Origin of the sequence: Afipia sp. GAS231, assembly GCF_900103365.1 — a bacterium.
Lineage (GTDB): Bacteria > Pseudomonadota > Alphaproteobacteria > Rhizobiales > Xanthobacteraceae > Bradyrhizobium.
Window position 1 is genome coordinate 6,644,911 of record NZ_LT629703.1, and the last position, 16,171, is coordinate 6,661,081.

Annotated in this window: 14 protein-coding genes; 13 read left to right on the forward strand and 1 reads right to left on the reverse strand. The window is 61.6% G+C overall.

The window, feature by feature from the left end:
• Positions 1-5: 5 nt before the first annotated feature.
• From BLS26_RS31135 to BLS26_RS31155, 5 genes are all read left to right on the forward strand, one after another.
• Positions 6-698 carry a DUF2270 domain-containing protein gene (locus BLS26_RS31135; RefSeq protein WP_092516299.1) on the forward strand — a complete coding sequence of 231 codons (693 nt, stop codon included), beginning with the start codon at positions 6-8 and terminating at the stop codon, positions 696-698.
• An 88-nt stretch (positions 699-786) separates the two neighbouring features.
• A complete protein-coding gene (locus BLS26_RS31140) occupies positions 787-3,186 on the forward strand; it encodes an arylsulfatase (protein WP_197681291.1) in 2,400 nt (799 codons plus the stop codon).
• A 298-nt stretch (positions 3,187-3,484) separates the two neighbouring features.
• Positions 3,485-4,684 carry an ABC transporter substrate-binding protein gene (locus BLS26_RS31145; protein ID WP_092516300.1) on the forward strand — a complete coding sequence of 400 codons (1,200 nt, stop codon included), beginning with the start codon at positions 3,485-3,487 and terminating at the stop codon, positions 4,682-4,684.
• Positions 4,685-4,711: 27 nt separating this feature from the next.
• The gene (locus tag BLS26_RS31150; RefSeq protein ID WP_092516301.1) at positions 4,712-5,914 is read left to right on the forward strand and encodes an acetyl-CoA acetyltransferase; all 1,203 of its coding nucleotides are present in this window, start codon (positions 4,712-4,714) and stop codon (positions 5,912-5,914) included.
• Positions 5,911-6,351: a Zn-ribbon domain-containing OB-fold protein gene (locus BLS26_RS31155; protein WP_092516302.1), complete on the forward strand. Its 441-nt coding sequence runs from the start codon at positions 5,911-5,913 to the stop codon at positions 6,349-6,351. The genes BLS26_RS31150 and BLS26_RS31155 overlap by 4 nt, the downstream gene beginning before the upstream one ends.
• A gap of 124 nt (positions 6,352-6,475) precedes the next feature.
• On the opposite strand, the gene BLS26_RS31160 is transcribed toward BLS26_RS31155, so the two are convergent.
• Positions 6,476-6,979, reverse strand: coding sequence for a helix-turn-helix domain-containing protein (locus tag BLS26_RS31160; protein ID WP_092518831.1), 504 nt, complete (start codon positions 6,977-6,979; stop codon positions 6,476-6,478).
• A 206-nt stretch (positions 6,980-7,185) separates the two neighbouring features.
• Between BLS26_RS31160 and BLS26_RS31165 the strand changes: the two genes are divergently transcribed.
• The 8 genes from BLS26_RS31165 to BLS26_RS31200 all read left to right on the forward strand — a co-directional run bounded on the left by BLS26_RS31165 (position 7,186) and on the right by BLS26_RS31200 (position 16,127).
• The gene (locus tag BLS26_RS31165) at positions 7,186-7,824 is read left to right on the forward strand and encodes a 2-hydroxychromene-2-carboxylate isomerase (RefSeq protein WP_092516303.1); all 639 of its coding nucleotides are present in this window, start codon (positions 7,186-7,188) and stop codon (positions 7,822-7,824) included.
• A gap of 60 nt (positions 7,825-7,884) precedes the next feature.
• Positions 7,885-9,429 (forward strand): class I adenylate-forming enzyme family protein, encoded by a 1,545-nt coding sequence (locus tag BLS26_RS31170; RefSeq protein WP_371360715.1) that lies wholly within the window; start codon positions 7,885-7,887, stop codon positions 9,427-9,429.
• Positions 9,430-9,473: 44 nt separating this feature from the next.
• On the forward strand, positions 9,474-10,211 hold the full coding sequence (locus BLS26_RS31175) for an SDR family oxidoreductase (protein WP_092516304.1): 738 nt from the start codon (positions 9,474-9,476) through the stop codon (positions 10,209-10,211).
• A gap of 12 nt (positions 10,212-10,223) precedes the next feature.
• Complete coding sequence (locus BLS26_RS31180; protein WP_092516305.1) at positions 10,224-11,405, forward strand: acyl-CoA dehydrogenase family protein; 1,182 nt, start codon at positions 10,224-10,226, stop codon at positions 11,403-11,405.
• A gap of 82 nt (positions 11,406-11,487) precedes the next feature.
• On the forward strand, positions 11,488-12,618 hold the full coding sequence (locus BLS26_RS31185; protein WP_092516306.1) for an acyl-CoA dehydrogenase family protein: 1,131 nt from the start codon (positions 11,488-11,490) through the stop codon (positions 12,616-12,618).
• 14 nt (positions 12,619-12,632) lie between these two features.
• Positions 12,633-13,820 carry an acetyl-CoA C-acyltransferase gene (locus tag BLS26_RS31190; protein ID WP_092516307.1) on the forward strand — a complete coding sequence of 396 codons (1,188 nt, stop codon included), beginning with the start codon at positions 12,633-12,635 and terminating at the stop codon, positions 13,818-13,820.
• Between the two features lie 20 nt (positions 13,821-13,840).
• Entirely contained in the window at positions 13,841-14,848 is a 1,008-nt protein-coding gene (locus tag BLS26_RS31195; protein ID WP_092516308.1) for a nitronate monooxygenase family protein, read from the forward strand.
• 73 nt (positions 14,849-14,921) lie between these two features.
• Positions 14,922-16,127 carry an ABC transporter substrate-binding protein gene (locus BLS26_RS31200; protein ID WP_092516309.1) on the forward strand — a complete coding sequence of 402 codons (1,206 nt, stop codon included), beginning with the start codon at positions 14,922-14,924 and terminating at the stop codon, positions 16,125-16,127.
• Positions 16,128-16,171 lie beyond the last annotated feature (44 nt).

Below are 16,171 nucleotides of genomic sequence, written 5' to 3' on the forward strand. Positions count from 1 at the left end.
AGAAAATGCAGGAACCGGCAGCAAGCGAAATCGGTCGCGTCTATTTTCCATCGTCTCCCGGCGAATTCATAACGCTGTTCGCCCACTTCCACCGAGCCGAAATTGCACGCATGGCCGGGTGGCGGGATCGCATCGACCGAACCACCAATTGGGCGATTACGCTCGTCGCCGCGATGCTCTCGGTCTCGCTTTCGACATCGAACGCCCATCACAGCGTGCTGATGTTCGCGATGGTGCTGGCATTCTTCCTGTTGATGATTGAGTCCCGGCGCTATCGTTTCTTTGACGTCTATCGGTCTCGCGTCCGCCGGTTGGAGCGCAACTACTACGCAAAACTGTTCGATCCGGGCCTCGAGGCGGAACGGGACTGGCTTCGTACCATGGCTGCCGATCTGCAGACGCCGACATTCGTGATGTCGATGGCGGAGGCCGTGTCGCGAAGGTTGCGACGCAACTACATCTGGATATTCCTGATCTTGCTGGGCGCATGGGCGCTCAAAGTGACCTTTCCCTCCTTTAGCGGTGAGATTCCGGCTGCCCTCTCTTTCCAGGATTGGGTCAGGAACGCCGGCGTAGGTCCGGTTTCCGGCTGGATCATATCGGCGATCATTGTTGGCTTTTACGGCTGGATCGTCGTTGCCGCATTTAGAACGCACCGCCATCAGGGCGAACTCGCGCATGGCGATGCCCATGTGTGAGGCATCCGGGAATGCTTTTCGGTCCCGGTGATGGGACTTCAACAACCGACAGCCTGGGAACGGCCAGGCAGCAGCAGGGGAGAATTCGGTGGAGCAGACTAAAGGCAAGTCCGGTTTGTCGGCGCAGGCGCAGAACGATACGCAGAAGGACGAGCGCGGAATTCCAGAGAACGTCAGCGCGGAAACCCATGCCTATCGCAGTTTCGCGGGCAAGATCGGTCGCACGATGGTGCAGTCGAAACCGGACTGGCCGTCCCGTCCGGAGGCACCCGCCGGCGCGCCCAACATCGTCGTCATTCTCTGCGACGACGTCGGCTATTCGGATTTTGGATGCTTCGGGTCCGAGATCCCGACGCCGAACATCGATCGCCTGGCGGAACAGGGGCTGCGCTACACCAATTTCCACGTGATGCCGATGTGCTCGCCGACGCGGGCAGCACTGCTGACGGGCAGAAATTCGCACGCCGCCGGCGTTGGCTGGGTAGCCCACGCCGACCCGGGCTTCCCGGGCTATGCGATGGAACTGCCGGAGGACGTCACGACGATCCCGGAAACGCTGCGCGCGCAGGGCTATGCGACCTACATGGTCGGCAAATGGCACCTGTGCAAGGATTTTGACCATACCGAGACCGCGTCGCGCGCTTCCTGGCCGGTGCAGCGCGGCTTCGATAGGTTCTACGGGTTCCTCGAGGCCTTCTCCAACTATCATCATCCGCCAACGTTGATGGTCGACAATTCCGAGGTCGCACCCGAACGCTACCCGGACGGCTATTATCTGACGGACGATCTCACGGACCGCGCGGTGTCGATGATCCGATCGTCGAAAGCGTCGGATTCCTCGAAGCCGGTCTTCCTCTATTTTGCGCATCCGGCCGTCCACGCGCCGCTGCATGCCAAGCCCGAAGATATCGAGCGGCATCGTGGCAGCTATGAACGGGGCTGGGATGCGGTTCGCACCGCGCGGTTCCAGAAGCAGATCGAACTCGGCGTCGTTGCGGCCGACACCAGGCTTCCGCCGCGCAACAGCGAGCCCGGCGACGACGTCAAGCCGTGGGACGAATTGACGGCGGACGAGAAGCGCCTGTTTGCCCGCTACATGGAGGTCTACGCGGCGATGGTCGGAACGATCGACGAGAGCGTCGGGCGGATCCGCCAGACGTTCGAGGAACTCGGCGAGTGGGACAATACGCTGGTAATCCTGACGTCGGACAATGGCGCCTCGCGTGAGGGACAGGTGCTCGGGACGACACAGTATTTCGATGCGCTGCGCATGTTCTACGACAAGAAGACGACCGACTCGATCGATCGGGATATTGCCGCTCTGGACGTCATCGGCGGGCCCACCAGCATGCCGCACTATCCGCGTGGCTGGGGGATGGCCTCCAACACGCCGTTTCGTCTCTACAAAGGCAACACCCACGCCGGCGGTCACCGGGTGCCGATGGTGATATCGTGGCCTGCTCGCTTGCGCGACGTCGCGGGCGAGATGCGCGAGCAATATGTCCACGTCACCGACCTCTATCCCACTTTGCTGGACCTGACGGGCGCAAATGATTTGCAGGCACGTCATGGCAACCCTGTCCGGGCGTTGTCCGGGGTCAGCTTCGGAGCCACCGTCTTCAGTGGCGAAGCGGCCCACGCGCATATCTCGCAATATTATGAACTCTCGGGTCATCGCGGCTATTACGAAGAGGGTTGGGAGATCGTCAGCCGGCACACGCCGATGACGAAGTTCACCGACGATGAATTCGAACTCTACAACCTGGCTGTCGATCCGACCGAGACCACTAACCTCGCCAAGGCAGAGCCGGACCGCGTCAATCGGCTGGCGCGCGCCTGGGAACGGGCGGCATGGGACAACCAGGTGTTTCCGCTCGACGAAGGCAGCGGCATCAGGAAATTTCAGCGCTCCGACTATGAGTTGAGGTACGAAGCGCCGGTTCGCCTGGTGCCGGGTACGGCGACGCTTGCCCGATACAGATCGCTCAAGCTGGTCGACCAGCGCTCGTTCGAGATCGAAATCGATCTGGACTTCCAGCCCGGCGATCGCGGGACGCTGGTCGCGCATGGACAGCAGGGCGGCGGCTACAGCATTTACATCGACAAGGACGAGGTGCACTACCTCCACAACGGCTATGGCGACACGACGGACATCAATGGCGGTGCGATCCCGGCCGGTCACCGGCACATCGTGATTGCAGCGACCGCCAAATCTGCCACCGAGATCGACATCGCCATCCTGGTAGACGGAGAGCGACGCGGTGAGAAACGCGGACTTGCGATGTTAATCGGGCAGGCCCTGTTTCAGGGAATCGACGTTGGCATCGATCGCCGGTCGCCGGTCTCGTGGGAACGTTTTTCCTCTGACGGGACATTCGCGTTCACCGGCAAGCTCAGGTCCGTGACCTACCGGCCGGGACCTCCTGCGCCCGGCCTCGGCCCGGAGCGGCTGGAACAACTGCGAAAGCTGGCGGAACGGTTCGACTGAGGCGTCGACGCAGGACGGCATCCGGCAGGGCTCATCAATTGGTAGAACCAATATACCAAATAACTTGATGTCTGTTTTTCGCGATGATATTGCGTGTACGTAACGACTGTCTTCAGTTCGGCTCTGCAAGGGAAGGGCGAGGCAGGCGAAAGAGGCCAAACGCGTAAAGCGGCCCAAACGCGAAGCGCGGCAGCATTCACGCTGTTGCCGGAAACGGGAGGAGGGATTCATGAACAGACCGTGCAGAGGCCACTCGCTGATCTCGCGTGCTGTTTGGTCAGGATGGACAGCCGGCTTGATGGTCAGTGCGGTCGTTCTGCTGGGCGCGCAGCCGGCCGCAGCCGAGAAGAAGTATGACCCGGGCGTATCCGACACCGAGATCAAGATCGGTCAGACCACGCCGTACAGCGGTCCGGCGTCCTCGTTTGGCGCGACGTCACGTGCGATCGTTGCCTATTTCAAGATGATCAATTCCGACGGGGGCATTAACGGGCGCAAAATCAATCTGATCTCGCTCGACGACGCCTACAGCCCGCCGAAGACGATGGAGCAGACCCGCAAACTCGTCGAAGGCGAGGAGGTCCTGGCAATTGCGGGAACGCTCGGTACACCCGGCAACATGACGATCGCGAAATACCTGAACGGCAGGGGCGTGCCGCAACTGATGGGAATGTCCGGCTCTCCCAAGCTTAACGACCCTGAGCACCTGCCGTGGACGACGACGTGGTATGCGTCCCAAACCGTCGAGGGCCAGATTTACGCGCAATATGTTCTCAAGGCCAAACCTGATGCGAAGATCGCCGTTCTCTACCAGAATGACGATTACGGCAAAGGCTATCTCATGGCCTTCAAGGCCGGCCTTGGCGACAAGGCGGCGATGGTGGTCGCGGAAGCCAGCTACGACATCACCTATCCGACCATCGATTCCGAGTTGGTCAGGCTTGCGACATCAGGTGCCGACACGATCTTTTACGCGTCTTCCCCCAAGTTCACGGCTCAAGCGATTCGAAAGGCGCACGAGATCGGCTGGAAACCTCTGCAGATCGTCATCACGGCATCGAGTCAAACCGAAGCGACCTTGAAGCCCGCTGGTTTTCAAGCGGCAACCGGGCTGGTGACCTCGCTGTTTCAGAAGGTTCCGAACGATCCAACCTGGGCAAGTGACAAGAGCATGATCGAGTTCCATGCATTCATGAAGCAATGGGCGCCGGGCGAAGCCGGAGACCTGTTCCTGTCCGCCACGGGTTATTCGTGGGCGCAGACGTTGGCCGAAGTGCTGAGGAAATGCGGTGACGATCTGACACGGGAAAATCTCCAGAAGCAGGTCACCAGTCTGGACGGATTTCACCCGTCGCTCTTTATCGACGGTGTCACCCTCAGCATCTCGCCAACCGACCGGACCCCCTGGCGCAAGGCAAAGATGGCGCGGTTCAATGGCACCAACTGGGAGCCGTTTGGCGATATTGTCACGATCGAGGACGACAAGCCGAAAAAGTGACGCCAGCGCGCTGCGTGGTACGCGGATATGAACGATAGAACCCTCCGTCACAAGGTTGCCATCGTCGGCGTCGGCGAAACGCAATATTTCAAGCATGGTCAGTCGCCCGACCCCGAGTTCAAGCTGGCCCTGAAAGCGATTCTCGCCGCCTGCGCCAGCGCCGGCATCTCGCCGCACGCGATCGACGGTTTTGCTTCCTACAGCGACGATCGCAACGATGCCGTGCGGCTCGCAACCGCTCTGGGCATTCCGGAACTGCGGCATTCGAGCATGCAATGGGGTGGCGGCGGCGGTGGTACGGCGGCAGCCGTCGCCCATGCCGCTGCGGCGATTGCCGGCGGGCTTGCGGATTGCGTCGTGGTATTTCGCGCGCTGGCTCAAGGGCAGTTCACACGGTACGGGCAGGGCGGCATGGCGTTCGGCTATGGCAGCGCGACGCCTGCAATTAGCGGCGAGATGGCGTTTCCCGTGCCCTACGGCGCGATATCGCCGGCGCAACGCTTTGCCATGAAGGTGCGGCGCTTCATGGAAGAGCACCGAGTGGAGCAGGCTGCGCTGCGCGCGATCGCGCTCGCGTCCTATCATCACGCGCAGGCCAATCCTCGTGCGCTGATGCACGGTCGGCCGCTCAGTGAAGAACAATATGATGCCTCGCGATGGATCGTAGAGCCGTTTCGGCTGTTCGATTGCTGCATGGAAAACGACGGTGCCGCGGCCATTGTTCTGGTCTCGGCCGAGCGCGCCAGGGATTTTCCCCATCCGCCGGCCTATCTGCTCGGCGCGGCGGCCGGCGCTGACTACCGTCACGCCGCTTCCTCGCACACCGCGCCAAATTATGCGACGGCCGATTTTCGTACCGTCGCGCGACGGCTTTACGAGATGGCGCGTGTCGAACCATCCGACGTCGACGTGGTGCAGGCTTACGAGAACTTCACCGGCGGCGTGCTGCTCAGCCTTGCCGAGCACGGATTCTTTCGACCCGAAGAGGCGAACGATGCGCTTACTCTTGAAAACCTCTCTGCCCCCGATGGCAGGCTTCCGCTGAACACAAGCGGCGGTCATCTGGCCGAGTGCTATATGCACGGCATGAACCTCATCATCGAAAGCGTCAGGCAGATCTGGGGACAATCCTCAAATCAGGTCGAGGATGTCGACGTCGCCATGATGATCGCAGGCCCGATGGTGACCCCGGTCAGCAGCCTCATTCTTGGTTCGGAGGCGACACGATGACAGAGCATTACCTTCCCACAGGGCTTCCGGTCCCTGGTCCCGAGCAGGACGGGCTCAGCAGGCCCTATTGGGAGGGCCTCAAGGCCGGACGATTGATGATCCAGCGCTGTTCCGGTTGCAGAGTCTGGCAGTGGGGTCCGGAATGGATTTGCCATTCCTGCCATGGCTTCGATCTCACATGGGAAGAGGTAAGGGCAGAGGGCCGCATCTATAGTTGGGAACGCGTTTGGCACCCGGTTCATCCGGCTCTGAAAACCGCGGTCCCATATCTGGTGCTGCTGGTTGAACTCCGGGAGCCGAAGACGGTCAGATTGATCGGCAATCTTCTTGGGGATCCGCGTCAGCCGGTTTCGATCGGCGCCGAAGTTGCCGGGGAATTCGAGCATCACACGGCATCGGAGCCACCGTTCAGCCTGCTCCAGTGGCGGGTGCCGTGACGTCTTTCGCCCGGCTCGAAGAAGCGACCCCATCCAGCCGTTTCGTGTGATGAGCCCGCCGCGACCGAGACTTCTGGAGCCCCATGCGCGGTCAGCAAAGCGCGATGTTGATCAAGATCCAGGCTCAAGCCGTCGTCTTTTTGTGGCCCTGAGCCTTGGCGGGCTCCCGTAAGGATCGCCGCGCACCGGGACCCGGATGCACATGGACGGCTTTGGCCGTCAGCGGCTCACCGCATTCCGAGCAGACCATGACGGGATCGAACATCTTCTTGCAGCTCTTGTGTTCGTGCAGCAGCGGCCGACCGCGCGAGTCGACCATGTGGATGTTGCCCCAGTGCACGATCGACATGATGATCGGATAGAGGTCGAGGCCCTTCTGCGTCAGGATATACTCGTAGCGCTTGGGCGCTTCCTGATAGGGGATTTTGCGAAGTACGCCAAAACGGACGAGCTTTTTCAGCCGGTCGGCGAGCAGGTGCCGGGTTATCCCGAGCGACGACTGAAACCCGTCGAACCTGCGGATCCGAAGAAAACATTCGCGCAGGATGAGCAGGCTCCAGCGGTCACCGATCACCGCCACGGTGCGCGCCAGTGAGCACGGCTCCTCTTCGAGGGCATCCCATTTCATCGACGTCTCCAGCAAATCTGCAGCGGCAAGCAAATAAATTCTAAATTAGAACTCGCGCCATTTCAATGGGATATCGCATTACCGGCCGATCAACGAAGATTGGATGATAAACATCATATTGACAGTTCTAAAATAGAACTCTATCGGTGGCGACAAGGTCAACCGGGCGGCGAGCAATCTTCGCCCATCGAAGGGAAGGGCGTTCCATGGCTGCTCCGCTCAAGGTCGAGTTTCACTTCGATTTCGGCAGTCCCAACGCCTATCTCGCCGAACTGGCGCTGCCGGCGATCGAGCAGCGTACCGGCGTCAAGTTCGACTACGTCCCGGTGTTGCTCGGCGGCGTCTACAAGGCGACCGGCAACATGTCGCCCGCCGAGTCGCTGCGCGGGATCAAGAACAAGCCTGAATACAATGCGCTTGAAACCGAGCGTTTTCTGCGCCGTCACAACATCACGAAGTTCAAGTCGAACCCGTTCTTTCCGGTGAACACGCTCGCGCTGATGCGCGGCGTCGTCGCAGCCCAGTTCGAGGGGCTGTTTGAACCCTATTTCCGCGCCGCCTATCACCACATGTGGGTCGAGCCCAAGAAGATGGACGATCCCCAGGTGTTTCGCGAAGCGTTCCTGGCTTCCGGGCTCGACATCGACCGCATCGTCGCCCGTGCCCAGCAGGACGACGTCAAGAAGAAGCTGATCGAGAATACCAACAGCGCGGTGGCGCGGGGCACGTTCGGCTCGCCGACCTTCTTCGTCGGCGACGAGATCTATTTCGGCAAGGACAGTCTGCGCGAGGTCGAGGAAGAAATTCTGGCACAGTTGGGCACGACGCAGCGCAAGACCGCGTGAAGCTTGAGATCCTGAGCGAACCGGGCCCGGAAAGGGCCTTGGCAACGGGAGGTGTCGTTGGTGAGTTGGCAGCAGGCCGCAGCCGAGATCGTGAATACCCTGCCGCACCGTATCCACGAGGTGATGGACTCCCATGTCGTTGCTTCACCTGATCGGACGGCGCTGATCGACGACAAGGCCAGCCTGACCTATCGCGAACTTGATCGGACGGTGGGAAGCACGGTGGATGCCTTGCGCGCGCTCAGCATCCGCGCCGGCGATCGCCTGATGCTCGTCAGCGAGAATTCGATTCCGCTCGCCTGTCTGCTGTTCGCCGCCAGCCGCCTCGATGTCTGGGCGATTGTCGCCAATCCGCGGCTGTCGCCGCGCGAACTCGATCAGATCAGGGATCACAGCGGCGCCAGGCGTATGCTCTTTACGGTTGATGTTTCGGAAGAGGCGGCGGCGCACGCAGCGCGCTACGACGCGCCAGTGCAGGATGTCGGGGCGCTCCGCGGCATCGGCGTTTCCGCGCTGAACAAGGCGACGCAGCCCGAGCCGGTCGAAGCCGATGGCGCACGCCAGGTAGCGGTCCTGATCTACACCTCCGGCACCACCGGAACGCCCAAGGGCGTCATGCTCACGCACCGGAACCTGCTGTTCTCGGCCAGGAGTACCGCGAGCTTGCGCAGCATGACGGCGGAGGACGTGCAGTATTGCGTGCTGCCGGTCTCGCACATCGTCGGCATCTCGCTGCTGACGATGACGCTGATGGTCGGCGCGGTCACCCGGCTGGTCAGCAAATATAGCCCGGCCGGGCTCGCCAAGGCGCTGGCCGAGGAAGGCATCACGATCCTCAACGGCGTGCCCGCCACCTATCAGCGCCTGCTGGAACACAAGCAGACGGCGGGATTGCCCAAACTGGAGCGTGGCGCGCTGCGGCTGATGGGCGTCGCGGGAGCGCCGCTCGATCTCGAACTCAAGGCGCGGGTGGAAAAAGAGCTCGGACTTCCCCTGTTCAACGCGTTCGGGATCACCGAATGCTCGCCCGGGATTTCCAGCGTTCGGCCGGAGGCGCCGCGGAGCGACAATTCGGTCGGTCCCCTGATTTCGGGCATCGAGGCCAGAATCGTCGGGCTTGACGGCGCTGTGGTGGCGAACGGCGAGATCGGCGAATTGCATGTCCGCGGGCCCAACGTGATGCGTGGCTATTACCGCGCGCCCGATCTCACGGCGAAAGCGATCGATTCCGACGGCTGGTTCAACACCGGCGATCTCGCACGCTTCGAAGGCGATGCGCTGTTCATCGCCGGCCGCACCAAAGAGATGATCATCCGTTCCGGCTTCAACGTCTATCCGGCCGAGATCGAGGCGGTGCTGAGCACCCATTCCGACGTGGTGCAATGCGCCGTGGTCGGACGGCCGGTCGAGGGCAATGAAGAGATCGTGGCCTTCGTTCAGCTGCTGAAAGGCACCGGAGCTACCGCGCAGGACCTGATGGCTCATGTCGCGCCGCAGCTCACTTCCTACAAGCGGCCATCCGAGATCATCCTGATGGACGCGCTGCCCGCTACATCGACGGGCAAGCTCCTGAAACACAAATTGGCGGAGTCGCTGCGCACATGAAGCGGGCGAGATCGCTTCACCCTTAGCAAATGCGGAGAAGATCCTTGCAGAAGAGAAACAGAACAGTCGCGGTAATCGGCGCTGGCGATTTTATCGGCGGCGAGATTGCCAAGAAGTTCGCCTCCGAAGGCTTTACGGTGTTCGCCGGTCGCCGTAACGGCGACAAGCTCGCACCGCTCGTCAAGGATATCGAGGCCGCCGGCGGCGAGATCCATGCCCGTTCGCTCGACGCACGCAAGGAAGAGGAGATTATCTCCTTTCTCAACGATGCCGATAAGCATGCACCGATGGAGGTCTGCATCTTCAACATCGGCGCCAACGTCAATTATCCAATCCTCGACACCACCGAGCGCGTGTTTCGAAAGGTCTGGGAGATGGCGTGCTACTCCGGCTTCCTGGCGGGTCGCGAGGCGGCGCGGCTGATGCTGCCGCGCGAGGCCGGCAAGATCTTCTTCACCGGCGCCACCGCGTCCTTGCGCGGCGGGAGCGGCTATGCCGCCTTTGCCAGCGCCAAGTTCGGCCTGCGCGCCGTGGCGCAGGCGATGGCACGTGAATTGGGTCCGAAAAACATCCATGTCGCGCACCTCATCATTGATTCCGGCGTCGACACCGAATGGGTTCGGCAGCGTCGCATCGAGGCGCTCGGCCCCAATGCGCTGGACAATCCGGACCTGCTGATGCCGCCGTCGTCGGTCGCGACATCCTACTGGCAGCTCTACCAGCAGCCGAAAAGCGCCTGGACGTTCGAGCTGGAAATCCGCCCATTCGGCGAGAAGTGGTAGGGAGCATCTGCCATGGAGCTCGCGCTTTCGCCTGAAGATGCCGCATTCCGCGACGAGGTCCGTGCCTTCATCGCGGACAATTATCCGGCGGAGATGCGCGTTGCCAATCCAGAGACCGATTTGAGCAAGGAGCAGATGCTGCTGTGGCATCGCATCCTGCACGGGAAAGGCTGGATCGCGCCGCTCTGGCCGAAGGAATATGGCGGACCCGGCTGGCCGATAACCAGGCGTTTCATCTTCGAACAGGAGACGACGCGCGCCGGCACGATGCCGCCATTGGCCTTCAGCGTCACCATGGTCGGCCCGGTCATCTATACGTTCGGCAATGAGGCGCAGAAGATGAAGTTTCTGCCCCGCATTCTGTCGGGCGAGGATTGGTGGTGCCAGGGCTATTCCGAGCCGGGATCGGGCTCCGACCTCGCCACCGTCCGCACCAAGGCGGTGCGTGACGGCGACCACTATATCGTCAGCGGTCACAAGACCTGGACCACGCTGGCGCAGCACGCCGACTGGATCTTTTGCCTGGTCCGGACCGATCCGACCGCAAAACCGCAATCCGGCATTTCGTTCCTCCTGATCGACATGAAGTCGCCGGGCGTCACCGTGCGCCCGATCATCACCATCGACGGCTCGCACGAGGTCAATGACGTGTTCCTGGAAGATGTCCGGGTTCCCGTCGCGAACCTGATCGGTGAGGAGAACAAGGGCTGGACCTACGCCAAATTCCTGCTCGGTAACGAACGCACCAGCATGGCCGGCATTGGCCGTTCGACCCGCTACATCGACAGACTGAAGAAGATCGTGAAGGCTGAGATTCCGGCCGACGACCCCGCGCATCTCGAATTCGTCAAGGAAATCGCCCGCGTCGAAGTCGATGTGCTGGCGCTGGAGGCGACCGAGCTGCGCGTCGTGGCGCAGATGGCGCGCGGTATCGATCCGGGACCGGCGGCTTCGCTGTTCAAGATCCGCGGCACCGAGATCTTCCAGAATATCACCGAACTGACCCACCGGGCGATCGGCAATTACGGCCTGGCGATCCGCGAGCATCCGGTCAGCGCCAACCGTTTCATGCCGGGACCGGATTACGGACATACCGCGTCCGAGAAATACCTGAACTCACGCAAGCTTAGCATTTACGGCGGATCCAACGAGATTCAACGCAACATCATCGCCAAAGCGGTGCTCGGCCTCTAGAGGATGATCCGGAAAAGTGGGTACCGGTTTTCCGAAAAGATCATGCGCGAACAAAAGATAGACCGGCAAACAGGGGAATCGGATGGATATCCAGTTCACGGAAGAGCAGGAACTGCTGCGATCCAGCGTCCAGCGGCTGTTGCGCGACCAGTATGATTTCGACGCACGCCGCAAGATCGTCGCGAGCGAAGAGGGCTTTAGCCGCAAGCAATGGCAGGCATTTGCCGAACTCGGCCTGTTCGCTGCATCGTTCTCCGAAGACGCCGGCGGTCTTGGCGGCGGGCCGCTATCGACCATGATCATCATGCAGGAGTTCGGCCGTCACCTCGTGATCGAGCCGTTTGTCGAAACGGTCGTGCTTGCGGGTGGCCTGATCGAACAGCTCGGCTCGAAGGACCAGAAGCAGGGTTTCATCTCCGACATCATCGCGGGCGAGAAGATCTGGGCGCTGGCCTGGACCGAAAAGGGTTCGCGCTTCGACCTCGCCAATGTCGCGACCTCGGCGCGCCGCGACGGCAAGGACTACGTGCTGAGCGGCGAAAAGACCGCCGTCATCGCCGCGCCCTGGGCGGACTATTTGATCGTCTCCGCCCGCACCTCCGGCCATCGCCACGATCGCGGCGGCGTCAGCCTGTTCGTGGTCGATCGCCGTGCCGCCAATCTCGACCTGCAGAGCTTCAAGACCATCGACGGCCGCCGCGCCGCCGAAATCAGCCTGCGCGACGTCAGGGGAGAGTTGCTCGGCAGCGAAGGCGAGGGCGTGGCCGCGCTGGAATCCTGCCGTGACCGCGCCATCGGCGCGCTCTGTGCGGAAGCGGTCGGCGCGATCGCCGAGCTGAACGCCGCGACGCTGGAATACGCCAAGACCCGAAAACAGTTCGGCGCGACGATCGGTTCTTTCCAGGTGTTGCAGCACCGGATGGTCGACATGTTCATCGCGCATCAGGAAGCGCTTTCGCTGATGCAGCATCTCAGTCTCAGCCTGAACGCCGGCGAGGCCGGTATCTCGCGGCTCGCTTCCGGTGCCAAGTCGAAGATCGGTTATGCCGGCAGGTTCGTTGCCGACCAGGCGGTGCAGCTCCATGGCGGTATGGGCATGACCGACGAATTGAATGTCGGCCATTACTTCAAGCGGATTTCTTCCATCAACATCCAGTTCGGCGACCCCGCGTTCCATGTGTTGCGCTACGCGCAGCTCGATGCGGCCGCCTAAGCAGAGAGGCAAGCATGACCACAGAAGCAGTTATCGTTTCCACCGCCCGCACCGGCGTCGGCAAGGCCTATCGCGGCGCACTCAACAACACTGAAGGCCCGACCCTGGCCGGCCATGTGATCGCCGAAGCCGTGAAGCGCGCCGGCATCGCTCCCGGCGAGGTCGAGGACGTGGTGATGGGCTGCGCCATGCAGCAGGGCACCATGGTGATGAACGTCGCCCGCAAGGGCGCGATCCGCGCCGGCCTTCCGGTCACGGTCGCCGGCACCACCATCGACCGCCAGTGCGCTTCCGGCCTGCAGGCGATCGCGGTCGCCGCGCGCTCGGTGATGCATGATGGCGTTGAGATCGCGATCGGTGGCGGCATCGAGTCGATCAGCCTGGTGCAGAACGAGCATATGAACCGCTTCCACGCCGTCGACGACGAGTTGATGGCGATAAAGCCCGAAATGTACATGTCGATGCTGGAGACCGCCGAAATCGTCGCCGAGCGTTACAAGATCGGCCGCGATCAGCAGGACGAATATTCGCTCGAATGCCAGCGCCGGGTCGGCGCGGCGCTGCAGGGCGGCCGCTTCAAGGATGAGATCGTGCCGATCACGACCAAAATGGCCGTCGTCAACAAGGACACCAAGGAGGTTACCTATCAGCAGGTGACGATGGCAAAGGACGAAGGTCCGCGGCCTGATACGACGGCGGAAGGTCTTTCGAAGATCAAGCCGGTGTTCGAGGGCAAGACCATCAGCGCCGGCAATGCCAGCCAACTCTCCGACGGCGCCTCGGCGTGCGTGATCATGAGCGACAAGATCGCGGCGCAAAAGGGCCTGAAGCCGCTCGGCATCTTCCGCGGTTTTGTCGCCGCCGGCGTCGAGCCGGATGAGATGGGTGTCGGCCCGGTGGCCGCGATCCCGCGGCTTTTGAAACGGCACGGCCTGAAGATCGACGATATCGACCTCTGGGAGCTCAACGAGGCCTATGCGGTGCAGGTGATCTATTGCCGCGACAAGCTCGGCATCGATCCAGACAAGCTCAATGTCAATGGCGGTTCGATCGCGATCGGTCATCCCTATGGCATGACCGGCGCGCGGCTGACCGGCCACCTCCTGATCGAGGGCCGGCGGCGCAAGGCGAAATACGGCGTGGTGACCATGTGCATTGGTGGCGGCATGGGCGCGGCGGGTCTGTTCGAAATCGTCCACTGATCGGAAAATGGAGCTTTCACGTGAAGACAGCAATCACTGACCTGTTCGGTATCCAGCATCCGATCATCCAGGGCGGCATGCATTATGTCGGCTTTGCCGAACTCGCAGCCGCAGTGTCGAATGCCGGCGGCCTTGGTATTATCACCGGTCTGACCCAGAAGACGCCGGAGCTGCTGGCCAAGGAAATCGCGCGCTGCCGCGACATGACCGACAAGCCGTTCGGCGTCAATCTGACCTTCCTGCCGAGCTTCACCGCGCCGCCCTATCCGGAATATATCGCCGCGATCAAGGAAGGTGGAGTCAGGGCGGTGGAAACCGCCGGTCGCAGTCCCGAGCAATACATGCCGGCATTGAAGGCGGCCGGCATCAAGGTGATCCACAAATGCACCTCGGTGCGGCACTCGCTGAAGGCCGAGAAGATCGGCTGCGATGCCGTCAGCGTCGATGGCTTCGAATGCGGCGGGCATCCCGGCGAGGATGACATTCCGAACATGATCCTGTTGCCGCGCGCCGCGGATGAACTGACGATCCCGTTCGTCGCCTCGGGCGGCATGGCGGATGCCCGCAGCCTGGTCGCCGCGTTGTCGATGGGCGCCGCCGGCATGAACATGGGCACGCGCTTCATCGCGACCAAGGAAGCACCTGTCCACCCTAACGTGAAGAAGGCGCTGGTCGAGGCCAGCGAGCTCGACACCGTGCTGGTGATGCGCGCGCTGCGCAACACCGAGCGCGTGCTGAAGAACAGGGGTGTCGATCATCTGCTCGAGATCGAACGCGAAAAAGGCGCGAGCCTGAAGATCGCTGATATCCACGAGCAGGTCGCGGGCGTTTATCCCAAGGTGATGCTCGATGGCGAAATGGATGCGGGCGCCTGGAGCTGCGGCATGGTGGTCGGGCTGATCCGTGACATCCCGACGGTGAAGGAATTGATCGATCGCATCATGGCCGAGGCTGAGCAGATCATACGCCAACGTCTGATCGGGTTCCTCGACGGTGTTGAGCCGGCAAAGGCGATGAAGGTCGCATGACGTGAGCCGCGATCGAACCTGACGGCCTGAGAAACAACGCGTACGGCTCGAACCGGCGAAAAGGGAGAGAGACATGAGTATCAGACTAGGTTTTGCGGCCGCATGCGTGGCCGCTTCGCTGCTCGCGTCTTCAGCTCTGGCCGCCGACGAGCCCGGCGTCACCGCGACGGAAATCAAGATCGGCGGGATATTCCCGTTCAGCGGTCCGGCGTCTTCGATCGGCCTGGTCGGCAAGGGCGTGGTGGCGTATGTGCAGTTGATCAACGATCGGGGTGGCATCAACGGCCGCAAGATCAATTACATCGCGATGGACGATGCCTATAGTCCGCCGAAAGCGGTAGAGCATGCCCGCAAGCTGGTCGAAAGCGACGAGGTATCGTTCATCTTCGGGCAACTCGGCACGCCCGGCAATTCGGCGACGGCGAAATATCTCAAGGGCAAGGGCGTTCCCTCGATCGCGATCGTCAGTGGCTCCAGCAAGTTCACCGAGATCGCCGATTACCCGCTGACCACGACCGGCCTCGTCAGCTACCAGACCGAGGGAAGAATTTACGCCAAATTTCTCGACAAGGCGTTGCCCGGTGCAAAATATGCGATTCTTTTCCAGAACGACGACCTCGGCAAGGACTATGTCAGCGCCTTCAAATCGTTCCTGAAGGGAGAGTTCGACAAGCGCGTCGTCACCGCAGCCTATGAGGTGACCGAGCCGACCGTGGACTCCCAGGTCGTCAATCTCAAGAGCTCGGGCGCCGAGGCGCTGTTCATTGCCGGGACACCGAAATTCGCCGCGCAGGCGATCCGCAAGGTTGCCGAGATCGGCTGGAAGGCCAAGGTCATCGTCAACTTTCCGTCGAGTTCGATCGGCGGCACGTTGAAGCCGGCCGGCCTTGAGAATTCCACCGGCGTCATCGTCGGTACCATCAACAAGGATCCCACCGATGCGAAGTGGAGCGGCGACGAAGGCATCCAGGCTTACAAGGCATTCTTTGCCAAGTACCTGCCGGGCGCGGATTTCGAGAACACCAGTTATCTCACCGGCTACATGCAGGGCATGATCCTTGAAACGGTACTCCGGCAGTGCGGCGATGACCTCTCCCGAAAGAACATCGTCAAGCAGGCCAAATCGCTCAGTCACGTCGTGCTTCCGACCGCGTTTCCGGGAATCGAAGTGAACACCAGCGAAACCAGCAACATGATCTGGAGCCAGATGCAGCTGCAGCGGTGGAGCGGCAGCAGCTGGGAACCGTTCGGCGGAATTTTGGACGCAAGTTCCGAGTGATGCAGGAGAGGATGGGGTGCCGCGAAGTACGGTCCAGCCCCATC